Raw genomic sequence first — 20230 nt, 5'->3', positions numbered from 1 at the left:
GATGTCGGGGGACATTAGTCGCAGCCACCGAGGAGCAACAATCGAAAAAAATCCTCGCTATTGATCAATAAAATTCACGCTTTGCCAGCGCGTCGCGGTTCCGGATGCAGGCGGGTGATGCCGTGCAATTGCGACTTGACCCACTCACTGAAGGCCAGCACCACCGGGCGCTCGGCCTTGAGCTGGTCGGCCACCAGGTAGTAGCCGCGGTTGGATTCGATCTCGGTGTCGAACGGCTGCACCAGCAGGCCCTTGGCCAGGGCTTCGCCGCTGATCAGGTTGTCGCCCATGGCGATGCCCTGGCCGGCGATGCAGGCCGACTGCACGAAGTGCGCATCGGCGAACACTATGCCCCGGCGCACGTCGACGTTCGGCGCCCCGGCCGCCGCCAGCCAGATCCGCCAGTCGGAGTAGTCGATCATGTGCAGCAACAGGGCGTGGTCCAGCGCATCCAGGCTCTTGAGCCCGCCCATGGCGTTCACCAGGCTCGGGCTGCACACCGGGAAATAGCGCAAAGAGACGATCTTCTGCACATGCTGGTTGGGCCAGTCGCCCATGCCGTAGGCGACGAACAGGTCGACGTTGCTGTCGCTGGTATCGCCCGGGGTACGCGGCGATACCAGGTGCAGTTCGACCTGGGGATACAGCGCCTGGAACTCGGCGATATGGGTGCACAGCCAGTAGGTGGCGAACCCTGGCGGGCTGCTGATGCACAAGCGCCCGCTGACTTGCTGGCCGTCCGAGCGCTGCCCGGCCTCAAGGATATTGGCCAGCAGCAGGTGGATGTCCCGGGCGTAGCGCTCGCCCTGGTAGGTGATGCGGATGCTGCGGCCCTGGCGCTCGGTCAGGGCGAACCCCAGGGTCTGCTCCAGGCTCTTGATCTGGTGGCTGATGGCGCTGGGAGTCAGGTTCAGCTCGCTGGCGGCTTCGGCGACACTGCCCAGGCGGGCCACCGCATCCAGGGCCCGCAGCGCCGTCATGGAGGGATAACGCATACCGATCGTGCCTCGACTGCAAGAAAACGAGTGGCTGCACGATAGCGATAATCGGCGTGCGGCAATAGCCTTGTCCGTCGCCGAAAAAACCGCCGACTACTGAAAAAAATTTCCGTGTCCGGCTAAAAAAGCTCGATTGACCCTATGCCGCCGATGGCTAATTCTCAGGCCCTACCCTGCGCCGGGGAAACGCCCGGCCATCGCACAATAACAAGAGGGTCGACCCTTGCAATCGCAGCCCAACTCCACCCAGCCCGTGGTGGCGATCGACGATCTGCACAAGAGCTACGCCGATCACCACGTTCTCAAGGGCATCGCCCTGCGCGCCAACGAAGGCGAAGTGGTATCGCTGATCGGCTCCAGCGGTTCGGGCAAAAGCACCCTGCTGCGCTGCATCAACCTGCTGGAAATTCCCTGCAGCGGCAGCCTGCGCATCAATGGCGAACAGGTGCGCCTGAAGACCGACCGCGCCGGCAATCCCCAGGTCGCCGACCCGGCCCAGGTGGCGCGCCTGCGCACCCAGCTGAGCATGGTGTTCCAGGGCTTCAACCTGTGGCCCCACCGCACCGTGCTGGAGAACGTCATCGAGGCCCCGGTGTATGTCCTGGGCGAAGACCGCAAGGAGGCCATCGCCCACGCCGAGCACCTGCTGGAGAAGGTCGGCCTGGCCCACAAGCGCGACACCTTCCCGTCCTTTCTCTCCGGTGGCCAGCAACAACGGGTGGCCATCGCCCGGGCCCTGGCCATGCGCCCCAAGGTGCTGCTGATGGACGAGCCGACCTCGGCCCTGGACCCGGAACTGGTGGGCGAGGTGCTCAAGGTCATCCAGGGCATCGCCGAGGAAGGCCGGACGATGATCCTGGTGACCCACGAGATGGCCTTCGCCCGCGATGTGTCGAGCAAGGTGATGTTCCTCCACCAGGGCCTGGTGGAGGAGGAAGGTGCGCCGCAGCAAATATTCTTCAACCCGGTCAGCGAGCGCTGCCGGCAATTCGTCATGGCCCAGGAAAACCGCGTCTGACGTCCCGCTGCAATCCTTGAAAACAACAACTTAGATAAAGGGTCAAGCCATGAAAAACCTGCTCAAGGTGCTCGCCACCGGTTGCCTGTTCAGTGCCCTGTCCAGCCATGCCCTGGCCGCCGACAAGATCGTCTTCGGCATCGCCCTGGAACCCTACCCGCCGTTCTCGATGAAAAGCGGCGCCGGCGACTGGAGCGGTTTCGAACCGGAGCTGATCAAGGCCCTGTGCGAACGCATGCAGGCCCAGTGCCCGCTCAAGGAAGTGGCCTGGGACGGACTGATCCCGGCCCTGCAATCGAGCCAGATCGACGCCATCCTCAACTCCCTGAGCATCACCGAGGAACGCCAGCAGGTCATCGATTTCTCCGCGCCCTACTACCAGACCCCGGCCATGTGGGTCGCCGACCAGTCCCTGGAACTCACCCCCACCCCCGAAGGGCTCAAGGGCAAGCTGATCGGTGTGCAGGGCTCGACCTCCAACGCCACCTTCGCCAAGGCCTACTACGGCAAGACCTCGACCCTGCGCTACTACACCACCCAGGACGACATGCTCTCCGACCTGCAGAGCGGGCGCATCGACGTGATGCTGGCCGACGCCCTGACCATCGAGCCGGTCCTGCAATCGGCGGCTGGCGCGGGCCTGGCCAACAAGGGCCTGGCGCCCCGGGACCCGCTGTTCGGCTCCGGCATCGGCGTCGGCCTGCGCAAGGGCGACAGCGCCCTGCAGCAGCGGATCGACAAGGCCCTGGCGGCACTCAAGGCCGACGGCACCTACGACAAGATCCGCAGCCGCTACTTCAGCGTCGACATCTCTGCCAACTAAGCCGCCCGGCGACCTGCTGCGGCAGGCCGCCGGCGTTGACTGGATACGTCATGATTTCTCTGTCCGACCTTTCCCAACTGTTCGTCGCCGACGGCTGGCTCGGCGCCCTGGCCCAGGGCGCGCTGGTGTCCCTGCAGATTTCCGCCGGGGCCTTCGTCCTCGGCCTGGGCATCGGCCTGCTGGTGGCGATGATCAAGCTGCGCGGGCCGCGCTGGCTGGTGAAGCTGGCCAACCTCTACACCACCCTGTACCGGGCCATGCCCGAGCTGCTGCTGATCCTGCTGCTGTACTACGCCGGCACCGACCTGCTGAACATGGCCATGGCGGCCATGGACCGCCCAAGCGTCACGGTCAACGGTTTCATCGCCGCCGTGCTGGTGCTGGGCATCGTCCAGGGCGCCTATTCGGCGGAGATCATCCGCGGCGCGATCCTGGCCATTCCCCATGGCCAGATCGAGGCGGCGCGGGCCTACGGCATCGAACGCTGGCTGCTGGTGCGGCGCATCCTGCTGCCGAGCATGCTGCCCTTCGCCATGGCCGGGTTGTCGAACCTGTGGCTGGTGCTGGTCAAGGACAGCGCGCTGATCAGCATCGTCGGCTACAGCGAACTGCTCTCGGTGGGCAAGCAGGCCGCCGGTTCCACCAAGCACTACCTGGTGTTCTACCTCGCGGTCGCGGCGTTCTACTTCGTCATCACCCTGGTGTCCGGCAGCGTGTTCCGCGTGCTCGAACGACGCACCCACCGCTGGCTGCCCCAGCACTAGGAGGCTGTGATGGATTTTTCCTGGATCAATGGTTTTTCCACCGAACTGGTACGCGGCCTGGGCATCACCCTCAAGCTGCTGGCCCTGAGCGGAGCTTGCGGTTTCGTCCTGGCGGTGCTGGTGGGCCTGGGCCGAGTGTCGCGCAACCCCCTGGTCAGCGCACCCATGCGCTTCTACATCAGCGTGTTCCGCGGCACGCCGCTGCTGGTGCAGATCTACATCCTCTACTACGGCGTCGGCAGCCTGTTCGCCGCCTACCCGCCGATCCGCGGCAGCTTCCTCTGGCCCTACCTGCGCGAAGGCTTCTGGTACGTGGCCCTGGCGCTGACCCTGAGTGTCGGCGCCTATGTCGGCGAGGTCCTGCGCGGCGGCCTGCGGGCAGTGCCCCGGGGCGAACTGGAAGCGGCCCGTGCCTATGGCATGGGCTACTGGCTGACCTTGCGCCGGGTCTGGCTGCCCCGGGCCCTGGAGCTGGTGCGCCCGACCCTGGTGGGCGAATGCGTGCTGCTGCTCAAGGCCACGGCCCTGGCTTCCACGGTGGCGGTCACCGACCTGCTGGGCGCCGCCAACCTGGTGCGGGCCCAGACCCTGAAGGTCTACGAGCCGCTGCTGGCGGTGGCGCTGATCTACATCGTGCTGGCCTTCGTCATCGAACACCTGTGCGGCCGCCTGGGCGCCACCCCCAACAAGCAGGCGCCCCAGCGCCAGGCCTGAACCCATTCATTACGCGGGCAACGCGCCCGTGAGGAGCACCACATGCGTTATTCCCCTTTCGTCCAGCGCATCACCGGCGAATCCGTCAGTGCCTGGGACATCCACTACGCCGCCATCGAGGCCCGGGGTCGTGGCGAGGACGTGATCGTGCTCAGCGTCGGTGATCCGGACTTCGCCACCGACCCGCGCATCAGCGCCGCCGCCGGCGCCGCGCTGGAGCAAGGCGATACCCACTACACCCATGTGCTTGGGCGCCCGGCCCTGCGCGAGGCGATTGCCGCCAAGCAGCGGCGCCTGCTGAGCATCGAGGTCGAGGCGGCCAACGTGGCCCTGGTGGCCGGGGCGCAGAACGGCCTGTTCGCCGCATCGCTGTGCCTGTTCGGCAGTGGCGATGAAGTGCTGGTGCCCGAACCCATGTACCTGACCTACGAGGCTTGCATCCATGCCTCGGGCGCCAGCCTGGTGGCGGTGGAGCAACCAGCGGCCAACGGTTTTCGCCTGACCGCCGCGGCCCTGGAGGCGGCCCTGACCGACAAGACCCGGGGCATCGCCCTGGCCACGCCGTGCAACCCCACCGGCAACGTCTACAGCCGCGAAGAGCTGGAAGCGGTGGCCGAGGTCGCACGCAAGCACGACCTGTGGGTGATTTCCGATGAGGTCTACGGGCAACTGACCTACGACCGCCAGCACCTGAGCATCGCAGCCCTGCCAGGCATGGCCGGGCGCACGGTGATCCTCAACAGCCTGTCCAAGACCCACGCCATGACCGGCTGGCGCGTGGGCTGGGTGGTGGGCCCCGAGGAGCTGGTGGGGCACCTGGACAACCTGCTGCTGTGCATGCTCTACGGCCTGCCGGGATTCATCCAGGAAGCTGCGCTCAAGGCCCTGGAGCTGGATGACGAGGTGGTCGATAGCGCTCGCGAGGTCTACCGCCGCCGTCGCGACCTGGTGATGGCAGGCCTGCGCCAGGTGCCCCTGCTGGACTGCCGCGAACCAGAGGCCGGGATGTTCATGCTGGTGGACGTGCGCCGTACCGGCCTGTCGAGCATGGACTTCGCCTGGCAGCTGTTTCGCGCCACCGGGGTCTCGGTCCTCGATGCCCAGGCCTTTGGCGCCAGCGCCGAGGGTTTCGTGCGCATTTCCTTCACCGTGGCCGACGAGGTGCTCAAGGACGCATGCCAACGCATCGCCGGGTTCGTCGAGGCCCTGGGCGCACAACGCTGACCCAGGGACCGACGCTGGCGAGGCGGCTTGCTCCCTCGCCATAGCGGCGCCCATGAACCACTGCTTTGCCACTGCGCCTGTCGCCCATTTTTTGCCCACTGTTGAAGGGCCCTGCTTGAGAGGTTGACCCGTGACCGCTTCCGACCAATTCAACTCCACCCATAGCGCCGTCGACCAGTACGCCGAACTGGTGCTGCACAACGGCCGGATCTACACCCTCGACCCGGCGCAGCCCTGGGCCGATGCCGTGGCCATTCGCCGAGGCAAGCTGATCGCGGTGGGCAGCCTCGCCTCCTTGAGCTCGCTGGTCGGCCCCAATACCCGCCAGCACGACCTGAACGGGGCGTTCTGCATGCCCGGCCTGCACGACATGCACACCCATCCGGACCTGGCCCTGGCACCCCGCTACGCCGACGACCTGGACGTGGGCATCGAGGACCCGACCCCGGAGCAACTGGCGGCGGCGATCCTCGCCTATGCCGACAGCCATCCAGGCGACGGCTGGATCTACGGCCAATACTGGGTGCGCTACACCTTTCGCGAGGCCGGCCTGACGCCGGGCCGCGAGTGGCTGGACAGCATCATGCCGGACCGCCCGGTGGCCCTGCTGGACCGCATGTGGGGCACCATGATGGTCAACTCCAAGGCCCTGGAACTGGCCGGTATCGATCGCCATACCAGCGACCCGCGCAACGGCTACCTGGAGCGCGACTCGCTCACCGGCGAGCCCAACGGGCTGCTGATCGACGGCGCCTACGCGCTGATCCACGCGGCCATGCCGGCGACGCCGGTCTCGGTACTGCGCCGGGCCTATCGCGATGGCGTGCACTTCCAGACCTCTCGCGGGGTCACCGCCACCAAGTACGTGCACGTCTGCGAGAACCGCTTGCAGGCTCTCAAGGAGCTGGACGACGCCGGCGAGCTGACCCTGCGAGTGGAAGCCGCCATCAGCTGGCAGGACGATATCTTCCCGGTGCGCCGGCGCTGGGAGCTGCTCAGCGGCGAGCGGCACTTCTATCGCAGCTCGCGCTTGAGCGCCAATGCGGTGAAGTTCCATTTCGACGGCACCGTGGAGCCCAAGTCCTCGTACCTGCTGACCCCCTGGCCCGAGGAATCGAGCTGGCGCGGCAAGCTCAACCTGACCCCGGAACACATCACCGACATGGTGGTGGACATGGACCGCCGTGGCCTGCGGGTGATCGCCCACTGCACCGGCGACGGCGCCTCCGACGTGTTCCTCGATGCTGTGGCCGAGGCCCGGCGCCGCAACGGCCACAGCGGCGTACGCCACCAGTGTGCCCACAGCACCTTGCTGCACCCGGGCAACCTCAAGCGCTTCCAGAGCCTGGACGTGATCGCCGAGTTCTCGCCGGCGGCCTGGTACCCGACCCCGTTCGCCAGCGGCGCGCGCTCAGGCTATGGCCAGGAACGCCTCAAGCGCATCTACGATTTCAAGGGCGTGCTGGCCGCTGGCGGCATCGCGGTGTTCGGCACCGACTGGCCGGTGGCATCCATCGACCCGTGGCTGGCGCTGGAAACCATGGTCACCCGGCAAAACCCCTGGAACCAGGAACCCGACACCTTCGGCGACCCCATCAGCCTGGAGCAGGCGCTGCAAGTGGCGACCCTCAACGGCGCCCATGCCATGGGCCTGGAACACCTGACCGGCAGCCTGCAGGCCGGCAAGTCGGCGGACCTGATCGTGCTCGACCGCGACCTGTTCGCCCAACCGGCCCGCAACTACATCCACCACACCCAGGTGCAACTGACCTTCGTCGAGGGCCAGTTGGTCTACGACCGACTGGGCACCTTCAGCGACACGCCGCTGCAGGCGGTGTGGGAAGGCCTGCCACCGGTGATCGAGGGCCAGGAGCCATGAACAAGCTGCCGAGCATTCCGGTCACGGTGGTCTCGGGTTTTCTCGGGGCCGGCAAGACCACCCTGCTCAACCGCCTGGTGCAACGCGCCGACAGCGGCCGGCTGGCGGTGATCGTCAACGATTTCGGCGAGCTGAACATCGATGCGGCGATCATCGCCGAGGTCACCGACGCGGTGTACAGCCTGCAGAACGGCTGTATCTGCTGCACCGTGCAGGAAGACCTGCTGGCGCAACTGGTGAGCCTGTCCAAGCTGCGCCCGGCCCTGGAGCGGATCGTCATCGAGTGCAGCGGTGTCTCCGATCCGCAACGCATCGTGCAGACCATCGGCTACCCGCAACTGCGCGACCGCTTGCACCTGGATGCGGTGGTGACCCTGGTGGATGCCAGCGGTTTCCAGGCCCTGGAGGGCGACATGGCGCGCCTGTCCCGGGCCCAGGTGGCCTGCGCCGACTGGGTGCTGCTGAACAAGGTCGACCTGGTCACGCCCGAGCAGTTGCAGGCGATCCGTAGCAGCCTCGCCTGCCGTGCCCCGGTGTTCGAAACCGTACAGGCCGAACTGCCGGACGAACTGTTGCTGGCCCCGCCGGTACGCTCCAGCGAGGTGCTGTTCAAGGCTTTGCCCCAGGCCCACGACCAGTTGTTCGAGAGCTGGGTATGGAACAGCCCCCGGCCCTTGCAGGCCACGGCCCTGCGGGACTGGCTGGCGCAGTTGCCGGCCGACCTGCTGCGCCTCAAGGGGCTGGTACGCCTGGACGGTAACGAGCAACCCTACTGGTTGCAGCATGTGGGCAGCCGCAGCCAGTTCACCCTGGCCACCGGGCAACCCACCGAACATGCCGCGCAACTGGTGTTCATCGCCCGCCGCGGCAGCGACCTGCGCCAGGAGCTGGAAGCCGGGATCAGCGCCACCCAGGTGGCCTGATCCCGGGTGGCTTCACGGCCTGGTCGGCAAGGCGCAATATGGGCCGCACGTCTCCTCCAGGAAGCAAGGACGCTGAAAATGATCAACATTCTCCAGGGCACACCCCTCTGGGTGTATGCGGTCTTCGCCATGATCCTCTACTACGGCCTGCGCGCTCGCTCCGGCAGCCGTGAAAGCCTGGGCTCGCTATTGATTGCGCCCTTGATCCTGCTGGTCTGGTCGTTGTGGTCGATGAGCCTGGGCGGGCATCCCCTGTTGGCCCTGGGAGCCTGGACCGCTGGTGCGGTGCTGGGCAGCCTGGTGGCCATATTGCTGTTCTCCACCTTCGGCGCGGTACTGGATTCGGGCGGCGAGGCGCTCCTGGTTCCCGGAACCTTGAAGATCCTCGGGATCTCGCTGCTGTTCTTCGTCGTGAAGTACTGGCTTGGGTATCAAAAGGCCGTTCATCCCGAGCAGGCCACCAGCGTGCAGATGCTCAGTATCGGTGGCGCGGCTGCAGGCTTCACCGTAGGGCTGTTCTGGGGCCGGGCACTCAAGTTGTACCGCCACTTGCGAATCCTGCAGGCCAGGCACTGAATCCAGCGGGAGACAGGGGCTGGGGAATCTTCCCCGGCTAGACCGGTCTGTAGGGACGGCCAGCACCTCCGGGCGCTTGGTCCGTGACAACGGCCATGCGCTCCAATAGATTAGGCGCCCCCGAAAATCCCCCCGGGGTTTTCGCGCCTCAAACCTGTCAAACCAAGTAGTGGATGTTCAATGCCTGATTCCAACACCGAAGAATCCGTAATCGCCTTGTCGAACAAGACCGAGTACGAAAACGCCATGCATCTTTCCCAGCATGTGTCCCAGGCCAAGACCATCAGCGAGATGGTGCTCGACGCCTTCCAGAGCTCGAAAGAAAGTGACCAGATTCGCGAACTGCGCGCCGCCATTCGCCAGGCCCACGACAGCTTTGACGACGATACCGCCTATGAACTCATGGGCCAGCTCAAGCAACTCAAGGATGCCGAAGCTGCGGACCTGGCCGCCCTGGAGGATCTGAGCAAGAAATTCCCCATCAGCCGGATTCTCTCCAGCTACAAGGACGACCCGGACTTCCAGGAACTGGTCTATGGCCTGGCGCTCAAGGTACTGAACCAGACCCACCAGGCCATCAGCAACCCAAGCGGCAAGAGCAAGGCATCGCGGCCCAAGAAGGAAATGGAAGTGTTCGCCATCAGCAAAGACGGCATCAGCGTCACCCTGCCGATGCGCCCGCGCTCCAAGGCCAATGCCGACCGCGAAGCCTTCGAGTTCCTGGGCTTCAGCTTCATCGGCGAAGGCGAAGAGGCCGAGCTGGAAAGCGAGGTGTTCGTCGACAACCTGGGCAACGAACAACCGGCCACCCGCAAGAACATCGTCACCGCGATCCAGCAGCAGACCGCGTTCGCCGGCTACAGCGCCATCCAGCAGTAAGCCGATGCCCGGCCGACCGGCCGGCTGGCAGCCCCGTATTCACGACGAAGGCGGGGCTTGCCCCTCTCAACGATCCCCATACTCGACAATCGGGTACATCGCGCACAGCGCCTCGGTCTGCCGCCGGAACTGCTGCTGCAAGGCAGGCTCCAGGATGTATTGCTGCCCACCGTGGGGCTTGACCTGATCCAGTATCCGACACATCAGGTCGACGAGCTCACGACACCCCTGGGAGTCCAGGTAGCGCTGGGCAATGGAGCCGGTGCCAATGCACAAGCCATTGGCGGCGAATGCTGAACGGATCTCTCCCGGCCCACGTTTCTTGCTGACGATGATTGCGCACTTCTCGAGCGCCGATTCGGCGATGGAGCCGCTGATGCCTCCATGCAAGCGCAGCAGGATGGTGTGATTCTCCGTGCCGCCGCCCACGACTTCATAGTCCCGCTCCATGAATGCATCGGCCATTTCATCGGCGATGGTGCGCACCCGCCCCATGTAGGCATCGAACTGCACCGACTTGGCATAACCCAGCGCGGCCGCCTTGGCGGCGATCATGTTGACCGCCGGCGCCCCCTGCATCCCGGGAAACACGGCCTGGTCGAGCACTCGACGAAAGCTCGACCTGAGGCCCGGCACCTTGGTGTCGGCATCGCGTCCCGAGAGAATCAACCCGCCGCGAGGCCCGCCGAGCTGTCTGTGGGTACAGCAAGTAGTGACGTGAGCCGCATCGATCGGGCTCGGATGACGCCCGGTGGCCACCAGCCCGGCGATATGGGAAATGTCGGCCAGGAGAATGGCTCCGGCTTCATCGGCGATGGCACGAAAGCGCTGGAAGTCGACGATCCGTGAATAGGCCGTCGCCCCACAGATGATGATGCGCGGGCGATGGGCCAAGGCCAGTTGCCGTACTTGCTGGTAGTCGATGGCGCCCTGGGCCGTGGTGCCGTAGCGGATCGCCTTGTAGTGGACACCGCTGAACGCCAGGGAACTGCCATGGGTCAGGTCGCCGCCATGGTCCAGGGCCATGCCGAGGATGGTGTCGCCGGGCTCGGCCAGGGCCGACAGGACCTGGTAATTGGCATTGGAGGCCGAATGCGATTGCACCCCGGCATACTGGGCAGCGAACAGTTCCTTGGCTCGGCGGATCGCCAGGGACTCCACCAGGTCGGCGTTTTCGCAACCGGCATGATGGCGTCGACCGGGAATGCCCTCGACCGTGACGTTGAGCAAGGCCGAGGCAGATGCCGCCAAGGTCCGGGGGCCCGCCGCGCAAGAGGATGAAACCAAGGACAACGTGCGGTGTTGACGTGTGATTTCCGCATCCAGGATGCTTGCCAACTCGGCGTCTTCAGTTCGTAATTCGGCCAAGCCACGTCGCAACAGGTCTGCCTGGGTCCTGAGTGGTTCAGTATCGGCTGCCATGGTTCTCTGTCCCTTCCTTGTGTGTCGCATGCCACGAACGAAGGCACGCTTCCTGGGTTTTACGTTCGTTTGGGCACAACGGGCTAATCCATCCCTGGCGATGACTGTACGAGATGTAACAAAATTAATCAAAAAATTGAACATAAGCTAAATTAAATGAGGCTTTTCTTGAGAGGTCGAAATGACATCGACCTTGCCTTGTGTTCAGGTTTGTCACCAGGGTCATGACGCCGCGCCTCGAGAGCTGTATGGTCACGGCCGGCTCCCACGCCGCCTTTCTCCCCTGAACCAGCAATCCGGCCGTTTCCAAGGGATTTGATCGCCCTGGATATCGACCATCAAGGATTCCAGGAGGAACGCGGCACGCAAGGGAGCACTAGCGAGCTGGCAGAAATTGCCAAAATTGCCCTGGCAGGACTCGTGCCAGCGTCAGGCAGTTGTCCCTAGGCACTGCACGATCGCTATGCAGGACTCGAGGGATCAGGACCAAAAGGAAGTGGTGAGCAACTGATGCACAAAAGAGAAAGAACAGAGCATTTAAAGAGCAACATCAAGTACCTGATAAAAAGTCGTGGTGAGACACAACTGTCCTTGTGCAACGCCAGCGGCCTGACCAGAACGACCATCTACAACATCCTGGAAGGCAAGGTCAGCAACGTACAGCAGTCCACCATCCGGAAAATCTCCGACTTCTTCGGCGTTTCCTATGAAGAGATAGAAACTGTCGACTTCGAGGAAAAGGAGATCATCGAGAGCAGTATCTCCCCTCAAGGAAACATGAACCCGGCAGCCGTTCCGATCATCAAGGAGAGGCTGCTGATGGCCAGCATGGGAAAGCGAATTGGCGAGCTGGTCACGCTTTACCCATTGACCTACTACTTCGGCACTTCCGCTAATCTGATAGCCGTGTTGCTGGAGAATGAAATTCCAGGCGTGAATGAAGCCGGCGATCTGTTGATCGTGCAAAAAGGTTCATCGAGTGACGACAAGGAAAAGCTGATCTACGACAAACTGACAACAAAGCTTCTGATATCGAATGATGCTCGCTCCGACTCGGACCGCATGATCGTAGTCGGCGATATCATCGAGGAGCGGTTCCATGTCGGCCTTTGAAATTGACAACAGCAAATACAAGCTCCTGGGATTCGATAACAACAAGAAGCTTGCGATAATCATGATCATCGCAACCGGCAAGGTTATCAAAATCAAACTAAGCGAAGTCTTGAACAGCGAAATAATAGACAACCTGAACAAGATAGAAATCAAGAATCTTTATCGAAAATTCTACTCCCAAGGAGAGAGTCTCACTGCTTATGACTTGAATGACCGCCATGAAACCTCATGGATGATCTATATAACCCTGAATCTGCTGCTTGTTACCTTCTATATCTTCACCAGCATCGCCGCAACCAAGCCGATCTACCTGGAATCGCTGGGCATCGTCATCACTCCAGGAACCTTTCTTTACTCCCTGACCTTTTTGATCGTTGACCTGCTAAACGAAAACTTTGGGCTCCGCCTGGCAAGAAAAGCCATTTTCTTCGCGTTCGCCAGTACCTCCACCGTGTTCATTCTCCTCTATGGCTCGACCTTCCTCCCTGGTCTGCCCGGCTGGAAATTCGACTCGCCTTATAATGATGTGATCACCCAAGTATCGTCCGTACTGGTGGCGTCATCCATCTCATTCCTTGTTTCGGAAAACATAAACTCCTATTTACTGTGCAAAATAAAAGAACTGACGAACTCCAGATTCCTGTTCCTGCGAATATTCTTGAGTACCTTCTTTGCAGTGATCATCGACAGTTTTCTATTCTGCTACATCGTCTTTTATGGGCTGATGCGCAACGCTGACATCCTCAACATGGTTCTCTTGCAGATCGCGATCAAGGTGTTTTTTGCGCTCTTCAATATCTTGCCCGCTTATGGCGCAAGGTCATTGCTCAGTAAGTACATGACCAGCAGCCAGGCAAGATAAGAACGCTTGAACAGTGCCCTGAATGCCCAACAATGACGGCCAGTAAAAAACCCCGCACTTCTCTCGAAGGCGGGGTTTTCTTGCTGCAGGTTAAAATACTCAAACCGCAGAGGCATTGCCCAGCATACGACGCAGGATATGCCCCTGGCCCTTGGCACAGTGCAAGATCAACGCCGCGACATGGCCAAGGATCAACACCAGCAAGGTCCAGCCCAGGAGGCTGTGGAAGTTGTTGCCCAGATCGGTCATCCACTGGATCTTCGGCCCTTCGAAGCCACTCATTACCGGCAGGCCGAAGGCGGAGAAAGCGCGCCCCGAACCGTACTGGCGCAGCAGGCCGAGAAACGGAATGGCGAACATTCCCACATATAGCAGCCCATGCCCCAGCGTTGCCGCGAGGTTGAGGCTCGGTGGCCGCCGACGGCGATTCAACAGGCTCCACAGCACCCTCACCAGCAACAGGGCCATCAGCAGCAGGCCCACCTGCTTGTGGGTCGGCCAGAGGAACTCGTCCAGGGCCGAATCAGCCAGCAGGTAATGCGCACCGGCAGTGCTGTAGATCCAGGCGAAGGCCAATGCCATGGCCCAGTGCAATCCGCGACTGACGGCGCCGTAGCGCTCCTTCGAGTCGTATAGTTCGATACCGCGTTCCATTCCATCCACTCAGGTTCATCACGAGCGGCGCATTTTACCCGCCCAGGCAAAAGCTTCGGGCCTAAAGCTTTAAATGATGTGACCGCCATGAAATGAAAAAGCCCCGCGCTTCTTGCGAAGGCGGGGCTTTTCCGTGGCCCGGGCTTAGTGGGCGTAGGTCAGCAGCAACTCGGTCGGGGCCTTGAAATCCACCGACATCATCACGCTCAGCGCGGTGATGGTGAAGATCGAGAACACGAAGAGCTTGCGGGCCCATACGGTGTCATCCACCGCCTTGTAGCCGGTCCAGGCCATGTACAGCCAGTACATGCCCATCGCCGCCGCTACCGCCATGTAGCTCATGCCGGCATACCCGCTGAAGGTCAGCATCAGGGTCGCCACCAGGAACGCCAGGATGTAGAGCAGGATGTGCTTCTTGGCCACGCGAATACCGCGCTTGACCGGCAGCACCGGAATTGATGCGGCCAGGTAGTCGTTGAAGCGGAAGATCGCGATGGCGTAGGAGTGCGGCATCTGCCACAGGCTGAACATCACCAGCAGGGTCAACGCGGCCATGTCGAAGCTGTTGCTCACGGCCACGTAACCAATCACCGGCGGCATGGCCCCGGACAGACTGCCCACCAGCGTGCCGTGAACCGACTTGCGCTTGAGGTACAGGCTGTAGAGGCCAACGTAGATGACAAAGCCGATTACCGCGAACAATGCGGCCAACGGGTTGGCCACGTAGTACAGCAGGGCGACGCCGGCGACGCCGAGGAGGGAGGCATAGACCAGGGCCACTTCCAGGGAGATCAGGCCCTGGACCAGCACGCGGTTCTTGGTGCGCTCCATCTTCAGGTCGATGTCACGGTCGATGCAGTTGTTGAACACGCAACCGGACGCTACCACCAGCGAGGTGCCGATCATGGCGGCCAGGAAAATGGCCAGATCGACATGCCCCTTCGAGGCCAGGAAGAACCCGCCTGCCACCGAAAGCACGTTACCGAAAATGATCCCCGGTTTGGTGATTTGGATAAAGTGCTTGAGCGACATCGGGTCTACCTCACTTCGCCATCATGACGGTGTGGATGCTGAACATGATCCACAACGACAGACCAACCAGCAGGACAATGACCAACGCGGCGAAGATGAACGCCACCACGTTGTTGCGCTGTGCCGCGGAACGGTCCAGGTGCAGGAAGTACACCAGGTGCACCAGCACCTGGATCACCGCGAACGCCAGGACGATCCACAGGGTCACGTCTTTAGGCAGCGATGGGTACATCACCAGGCCGAACGGGATCAGGGTCAGGATCACCGACAGGATGAAGCCGATGGCGTAGGACTTGACGCTGCCGTGGCCGGCTTCGTCGTGGCCATTGTGGGAATGTGATGCGTTAGCCATTTACATAGTCCCCATCAGGTAAACAACGGTGAATACGCAGATCCACACAACGTCCAGGAAGTGCCAGAACAGGCTCAGGCAGCTCAGACGGGTCTTGTTGGTCGCCGTCAGGCCTTTTTTCTGCACCTGGTACATCATGATTGCCATCCAGATCAGGCCGCTGGTCACGTGCAGACCGTGGGTACCGACCAGGGTGAAGAACCCGGACAGGAAGCCGGAACGGCTAGGGCCGTAGCCTTCGGAGATCAGCAGGTGGAACTCGTTGATCTCCATGCCGATGAAGCCCAGGCCGAACAGGAAGGTCATGGCCAGCCAGCCCAGAACCTGCTTCTTGTTGCCCCGGAAGAACGCCAGCATGGCGAAGCCGTAGGTGATCGAACTGAACAGCAGCAGAGCGGTTTCGCCCAGTACATAAGGCAGTTCGAAGATGTCGTGGCCCGACGGGCCACCCGCTACGTTGTTAACCAGTACCGCGTATACCGCGAAGATCGACGCAAACAGAATGCAGTCGGTCATCAAGTAGAGCCAGAAACCGAATACGGTCATCTCGCCCGAGTCGTGGTGATGGTCATCGTGCCCATGGTCATGACCATGGGCGTGTCCAGCATTGGTCACTAAGTTCGACATGGATTAAGCCTGTTCCAACGAGGTTTCAACACGGGTAGCCGGGATCTTCTTCTCCGATACCAGACGCTTGTGCTGCTCGGCTTCGATGCGCTCGATCGTCTCGACCGGCACCATGTAGCCTTGATCATCACGGGCAGCGTGGATCGCGAAATAGATCACGGTGCCGGCCAGGCTTGCGATGGCCATCCACCAGATGTGCCAGATCATGGCGAAACCGAACACGGTCAGCAGAGCCCCCATGACCAAACCGGTAGCGGTGTTGTTGGGCATGTGGATCGGCTGGTAGCGGCCAGGCTGCTCGTAGGCAGTACCGTTTTCCTTGGCTTCGGTGAACGGATCGATACCTTCGGCTTTCGGCAGTACCGCGAAGTTGTAGAACGGAGGTGGCGACGAAGTCGACCATTCCAGGGTGTGGGCATTCCACGGGTCGCCCGATACACACATGTTCTGCTTGCGATCACGCACGCTGACATACAGCTGGATCAACTGGCAGGCGATACCCACGGCGATCAAGACTGCACCCACCATGGCGACGTACAGGTACGGTACCCACTCTGGGTTGGTGGTGGCGTTCAGGCGACGGGTCATGCCCATGAAGCCCAGTGCATAGAGCGGCATGAACGCGACGAAGAAGCCCGAGATCCAGAACCAGAAAGCAGCCTTGCCCCAACCTTCATGCAGCTTGAAGCCGAAGGCTTTCGGGAAGTAGAAGCCGAAGCCGGCGATGTAACCGAATACCGCACCGCCGATGATCACGTTGTGGAAGTGCGCGATCACGAACAGGCTGTTGTGCAGAACGAAGTCGGCACCCGGGATGGCCAGCAGTACGCCGGTCATGCCGCCGATGGCGAAGGTCACCATGAAGCCCAGGGTCCAAAGAACCTGGCTGGTGATGCGCAAGCGGCCGTGGTAGATGGTGAACAGCCAGTTGAACAGCTTCACCCCGGTCGGGATCGAAATCAGCATCGTCGCCAGGCCGAAGAAGGCGTTGACGCTGGCACCCGAACCCATGGTGAAGAAGTGGTGCAGCCAAACCATGAAGCCCAAGATCGAGATCGCGCCCGAAGCGTAGATCATCGAATGGTGGCCGAACAGGCGCTTGCCGGAGAAGGTCGAGATGACTTCGGAGAAGATACCGAACGCCGGCAGGATCAGGATGTACACCTCGGGGTGACCCCAGGCCCAGAACAGGTTCACGTACATCATCGGATTGCCACCAAGTTCATTGGTGAAAATGTGGAAATCCATGTAGCGGTCAAGCGTCAGCAGCGCCAGGGTAGCGGTCAGGATCGGGAACGAAGCCACGATCAGCACGTTGGCCCAGGTGCAGGTCCAGGTGAAGATCGGCATGTCCATGATCTTCATGCCCGGGGTACGCATCTTCAGTACGGTGGCCAGGAAGTTGACCCCCGTCAGCGTTGTCCCTAGACCTGAAAGCTGTAGCGCCCAGATGTAGTAGTCCATACCCACGCCAGGACTGTATTGCAGGCCCGACAGCGGCGGATAGGCAACCCAGCCGGTCTTGGCGAATTCGCCAACGCCCAGGGACAGGTTGATCAGCACGACGCCGGAAACCAGCAGCCAGAAGCTCAGGGAGTTGAGGAATGGATAGGCCACGTCGCGAGCGCCGATCTGCAGCGGCACGACGAGGTTCATCAGGCCGGTGAAGAATGGCATCGCCATGAAGATGATCATGATCACACCGTGGGCGGTGAAGATCTGGTCATAGTGTTCAGGTGGCAGGTAACCAGGCGAACCCTCGGTGGCCAGGGCCAGCTGGGAACGCATCATGATGGCGTCGGCAAAGCCACGCAGCAGCATGACCATGGCAACGATGATGTACATCACGCCGATTTTCTTGTGGTCGACCGAAGTCAGCCACTCGGACCACAGGTAGGTCCATTTCTTGAAATAGGTGATACCCGCGACGACCGCCAGACCACCCAGCGCGATCATGGCAATGGTCACCATGACAATCGGCTCGTGGAACGGTATCGCGTCCAGACTTAATTTACCAAACATCGTTTACTCCTCTGCCCCGGCAGCTGAATGCGAGCTCATGTCCATTCCCTGCGAAGTGGCCACTTCTTTCTCTTTCTTCTCGTGCTTGAGCGGCTTGCCTGGAGTCATACCTTCATACTTGTCGACGATGGTCTGGAACAGGTTTGGCGCGTACGAGGAGTAGAGCTCCACAGGGTTGTTCTGGCTTGGCTTGGAAAGGGCCGCGTATTCAGCTGTGTCCAGCTGTTTAGGTGCCTTCTTGGCTTCGTTTACCCAGGCGTCGAACTCTTCCTGGCTGGTTGCGATCGCTTTGAACTTCATGCCGGTGAAACCCGCGCCGCTGTAGTTGGCGGAGATACCTTCAAGTTCGGTGTTCTGGTTGGCAATCAGGTGCAGCTTGGTGGTCATGCCCGCCATCGCGTAGATCTGGCCGCCCAGGCCCGGGATGAAGAACGAGTTCATCACGGTGTCGGAGGTCACGCGGAAATTGACTGGGGTATGCGCCGGGAACACGATCTTGTTGACCGTGGCAATGCCCTGCTCCGGATAGATGAACAGCCATTTCCAGTCCATCGCGACCACTTCGATGGTCACCGGCTTGACGTCGGACTCCAGCGGACGATAAGGGTCCAGGGCGTGGGTCGACTTGTAGGTCACATAGCCCAGGGCCAGGATGATCATGATCGGCACGGCCCATACGGCCACTTCGATCTTGGTGGAGTGGGACCATTTCGGCGCGTAGGTCGCGTTCTGGTTGGAAGCACGATACTTCCAGGCGAAGGCGAAGGTCATGAGAATGACCGGCACCACCACCAGCAGCATCAGGATGGTTGCAGTGATGATCAGGTTTCGTTCGTCCAGACCGACCTGACCCTTGGGATCAAGCAAGGTCCATTTGCAGCCTCCCAGCATCAACATGCTGAGCAGCGGCAATAAGCCTAGTAATCTGGGGTACCTGTTTTTACTCATCTCACGACCTCTAAAGCAGCTTGCGCAATGCAGTTGGGTTTTGATCGCCAACACTTCACCCTGCCAAGGGTTGGCATTTTTCTTCAATTGAATAAGGGCCTGCCCGTTGCGGTGAAACGCTCAACGACACATCCCGGGCTAGCAGTGGTTCTTATTCGATCTCGTGGTCAAAGGCCTTGTTACAGACCAATTCCATTTGGTGCGGAAGTTAGGAAGGCGCCGACACCTGCAGTCGCATGGAGCGCTCAATCCACTCCTCGACCATCCTCGTGTGCTCAGGGGTGAGCAGCGTCGGAAATTCAGTGCGGGCGATTGTAGATATGTCGCGTTTTATAAACCATGTCTTATCCCGAAATAATTTTTATCGCTGACCGCAACAATCCCACATGATTGTTACGAAGGACCGCAATCATATCGATTTTCATTCGCAACAAAAACCCCAGAAAAGCCCCTCATGCCAGTATCGGCAAGCGCCTGAAAAAGTCGCTGAAAGCCGCCATCCGTATGGCTCAGCCCTTGTAAAACGGGGTCTGTGAAGAATTGTATAGATAGCAGGCTATGGGTTTTTTCGACATTGCCGGCATACACAAACTGACAGGCTCGAATTGAACCAGTTGGTGAAATTGCAGTCTCTTGAAACCATTCCCTTGTCTCTCTGCGGCTGCGACAGTGTGACAACATGTCGCACTTTTGTTGCCCCCTGGCTTGCCGCAAATCACGGACTTTTCAGGCACCTCATGCGCGACATGAAAAAGCCCCGGCTCCTCCACAGGAACCGGGGCTTTTGCAAGACGATCAATAGGTTTTCTTGCGATTGCGCACCACGCCCAGCGGTACCAGGATCACTGTCAGCACGAACGCCAGCAACGCCCACTGGGCCAGGGACAGGCCAAGGATCGGCGGGTACGGCGTGGAGCAGAAACCATCGACCTGGAAACCCAGGGGAAAGATGCTCGCCAGCGGCAGGCTGTCGACGATCGGCTGCAGTACATCGATGCCACAGCTCACCGCCGGATAGAACTGGGTATACACATGGTGCCCGGCCACCCCGGCGCCGGCGATGGCGCAGATGACCACCAGGGTCTCCATGATGGTGACGCCGCGGCGCGAGCCCAGGGCCGCGCCGATGAAGGCGAAGATCGCGATCAGCAACAAGGCGTAGCGTTGCAGGATGCACAGCGGACAAGGCGCCTCGCCCAGCACCACCTGCATGTACAAAGCACCACCGATCAGTGCCAGGCAGATCACCCCAAGCAGTACCAGGAAGCGTCGTTCACGCCCCAAACGCAGTCTGTCGTCACTCATCCCTATTCCTTTTTCTGTGTGTTGCAGCGGCCGCCCGCCTCTATCGCGGCGGCACGCTGTGAAATTGCCAAATGGCCGGTTCGCCGTCGCACTGC

The 20230-nt window shown here is 61.3% G+C and carries 20 protein-coding genes; 11 read left to right on the top strand and 9 right to left on the bottom strand.

Annotated elements, in window-relative coordinates; translation table 11 throughout:
* Window positions 1-74: 74 nt before the first annotated feature.
* Window positions 75-995 carry a LysR substrate-binding domain-containing protein gene (locus GDH07_RS17750; protein WP_022640755.1) on the bottom strand — a complete coding sequence of 307 codons (921 nt, stop codon included), beginning with the start codon at window positions 993-995 and terminating at the stop codon, window positions 75-77.
* Window positions 996-1221: 226 nt separating this feature from the next.
* On the opposite strand from GDH07_RS17750, the gene GDH07_RS17745 reads away from it, so the two are divergent.
* The 9 genes from GDH07_RS17745 to GDH07_RS17705 all read left to right on the top strand — a co-directional run bounded on the left by GDH07_RS17745 (window position 1222) and on the right by GDH07_RS17705 (window position 9798).
* On the top strand, window positions 1222-2016 hold the full coding sequence (locus GDH07_RS17745; RefSeq protein WP_022640756.1) for an ABC transporter ATP-binding protein: 795 nt from the start codon (window positions 1222-1224) through the stop codon (window positions 2014-2016).
* Window positions 2017-2065: 49 nt separating this feature from the next.
* Window positions 2066-2839, top strand: a complete 774-nt coding sequence (locus GDH07_RS17740) for a transporter substrate-binding domain-containing protein (RefSeq protein ID WP_053131879.1) — start codon at window positions 2066-2068, stop codon at window positions 2837-2839.
* 50 nt (window positions 2840-2889) lie between these two features.
* Complete coding sequence (locus GDH07_RS17735; protein ID WP_022640758.1) at window positions 2890-3603, top strand: ABC transporter permease; 714 nt, start codon at window positions 2890-2892, stop codon at window positions 3601-3603.
* 9 nt (window positions 3604-3612) lie between these two features.
* Window positions 3613-4317: an ABC transporter permease gene (locus GDH07_RS17730; RefSeq protein ID WP_053131882.1), complete on the top strand. Its 705-nt coding sequence runs from the start codon at window positions 3613-3615 to the stop codon at window positions 4315-4317.
* Between the two features lie 42 nt (window positions 4318-4359).
* Window positions 4360-5541 (top strand): pyridoxal phosphate-dependent aminotransferase, encoded by a 1182-nt coding sequence (locus GDH07_RS17725; protein WP_152898411.1) that lies wholly within the window; start codon window positions 4360-4362, stop codon window positions 5539-5541.
* A gap of 130 nt (window positions 5542-5671) precedes the next feature.
* A complete protein-coding gene (locus tag GDH07_RS17720) occupies window positions 5672-7420 on the top strand; it encodes an amidohydrolase (RefSeq protein ID WP_343038279.1) in 1749 nt (582 codons plus the stop codon).
* Window positions 7417-8343: a CobW family GTP-binding protein gene (locus GDH07_RS17715; RefSeq protein ID WP_152898410.1), complete on the top strand. Its 927-nt coding sequence runs from the start codon at window positions 7417-7419 to the stop codon at window positions 8341-8343. The genes GDH07_RS17720 and GDH07_RS17715 overlap by 4 nt, the downstream gene beginning before the upstream one ends.
* Window positions 8344-8421: 78 nt before the next feature.
* On the top strand, window positions 8422-8919 hold the full coding sequence (locus tag GDH07_RS17710; protein ID WP_152898409.1) for a hypothetical protein: 498 nt from the start codon (window positions 8422-8424) through the stop codon (window positions 8917-8919).
* A gap of 180 nt (window positions 8920-9099) precedes the next feature.
* Window positions 9100-9798: a hypothetical protein gene (locus GDH07_RS17705; RefSeq protein WP_022640764.1), complete on the top strand. Its 699-nt coding sequence runs from the start codon at window positions 9100-9102 to the stop codon at window positions 9796-9798.
* 66 nt (window positions 9799-9864) lie between these two features.
* On the opposite strand, the gene GDH07_RS17700 is transcribed toward GDH07_RS17705, so the two are convergent.
* Window positions 9865-11220, bottom strand: a complete 1356-nt coding sequence (locus tag GDH07_RS17700; RefSeq protein ID WP_031320455.1) for a serine hydroxymethyltransferase — start codon at window positions 11218-11220, stop codon at window positions 9865-9867.
* 510 nt (window positions 11221-11730) lie between these two features.
* Between GDH07_RS17700 and GDH07_RS17695 the strand changes: the two genes are divergently transcribed.
* Window positions 11731-12333, top strand: coding sequence for a helix-turn-helix transcriptional regulator (locus GDH07_RS17695; RefSeq protein ID WP_085594901.1), 603 nt, complete (start codon window positions 11731-11733; stop codon window positions 12331-12333).
* On the top strand, window positions 12320-13195 hold the full coding sequence (locus GDH07_RS17690; protein ID WP_152898408.1) for a queuosine precursor transporter: 876 nt from the start codon (window positions 12320-12322) through the stop codon (window positions 13193-13195). Before GDH07_RS17695 ends, GDH07_RS17690 begins: the two co-directional genes overlap by 14 nt.
* A 99-nt stretch (window positions 13196-13294) precedes the next feature.
* Here GDH07_RS17690 and GDH07_RS17685 read toward each other — a convergent pair whose 3' ends face one another.
* From GDH07_RS17685 to GDH07_RS17650, 7 genes are all read right to left on the bottom strand, one after another.
* Entirely contained in the window at window positions 13295-13849 is a 555-nt protein-coding gene (locus GDH07_RS17685; RefSeq protein WP_152898407.1) for a cytochrome b, read from the bottom strand.
* Between the two features lie 144 nt (window positions 13850-13993).
* Window positions 13994-14881: a heme o synthase gene (cyoE, locus tag GDH07_RS17680; RefSeq protein ID WP_022640771.1), complete on the bottom strand. Its 888-nt coding sequence runs from the start codon at window positions 14879-14881 to the stop codon at window positions 13994-13996.
* 10 nt (window positions 14882-14891) lie between these two features.
* On the bottom strand, window positions 14892-15233 hold the full coding sequence (cyoD, locus tag GDH07_RS17675) for a cytochrome o ubiquinol oxidase subunit IV (RefSeq protein ID WP_022640772.1): 342 nt from the start codon (window positions 15231-15233) through the stop codon (window positions 14892-14894).
* On the bottom strand, window positions 15234-15860 hold the full coding sequence (locus GDH07_RS17670) for a cytochrome o ubiquinol oxidase subunit III (protein ID WP_031320461.1): 627 nt from the start codon (window positions 15858-15860) through the stop codon (window positions 15234-15236).
* A 3-nt stretch (window positions 15861-15863) separates the two neighbouring features.
* A complete protein-coding gene (gene cyoB, locus GDH07_RS17665) occupies window positions 15864-17882 on the bottom strand; it encodes a cytochrome o ubiquinol oxidase subunit I (RefSeq protein WP_068588657.1) in 2019 nt (672 codons plus the stop codon).
* Window positions 17883-17885: 3 nt separating this feature from the next.
* Entirely contained in the window at window positions 17886-18830 is a 945-nt protein-coding gene (cyoA, locus tag GDH07_RS17660) for a ubiquinol oxidase subunit II (RefSeq protein WP_031320464.1), read from the bottom strand.
* A gap of 795 nt (window positions 18831-19625) precedes the next feature.
* Entirely contained in the window at window positions 19626-20135 is a 510-nt protein-coding gene (locus GDH07_RS17650; RefSeq protein ID WP_022640776.1) for a disulfide bond formation protein B, read from the bottom strand.
* Between the last annotated feature and the right edge of the window lie 95 nt (window positions 20136-20230).

The sequence above is a fragment of the Pseudomonas piscis genome (genome assembly GCF_009380155.1).
Classification (GTDB): Bacteria; Pseudomonadota; Gammaproteobacteria; order Pseudomonadales; family Pseudomonadaceae; genus Aquipseudomonas; species Aquipseudomonas piscis.
This window is presented reverse-complemented; position numbering and strand designations above follow the sequence as displayed.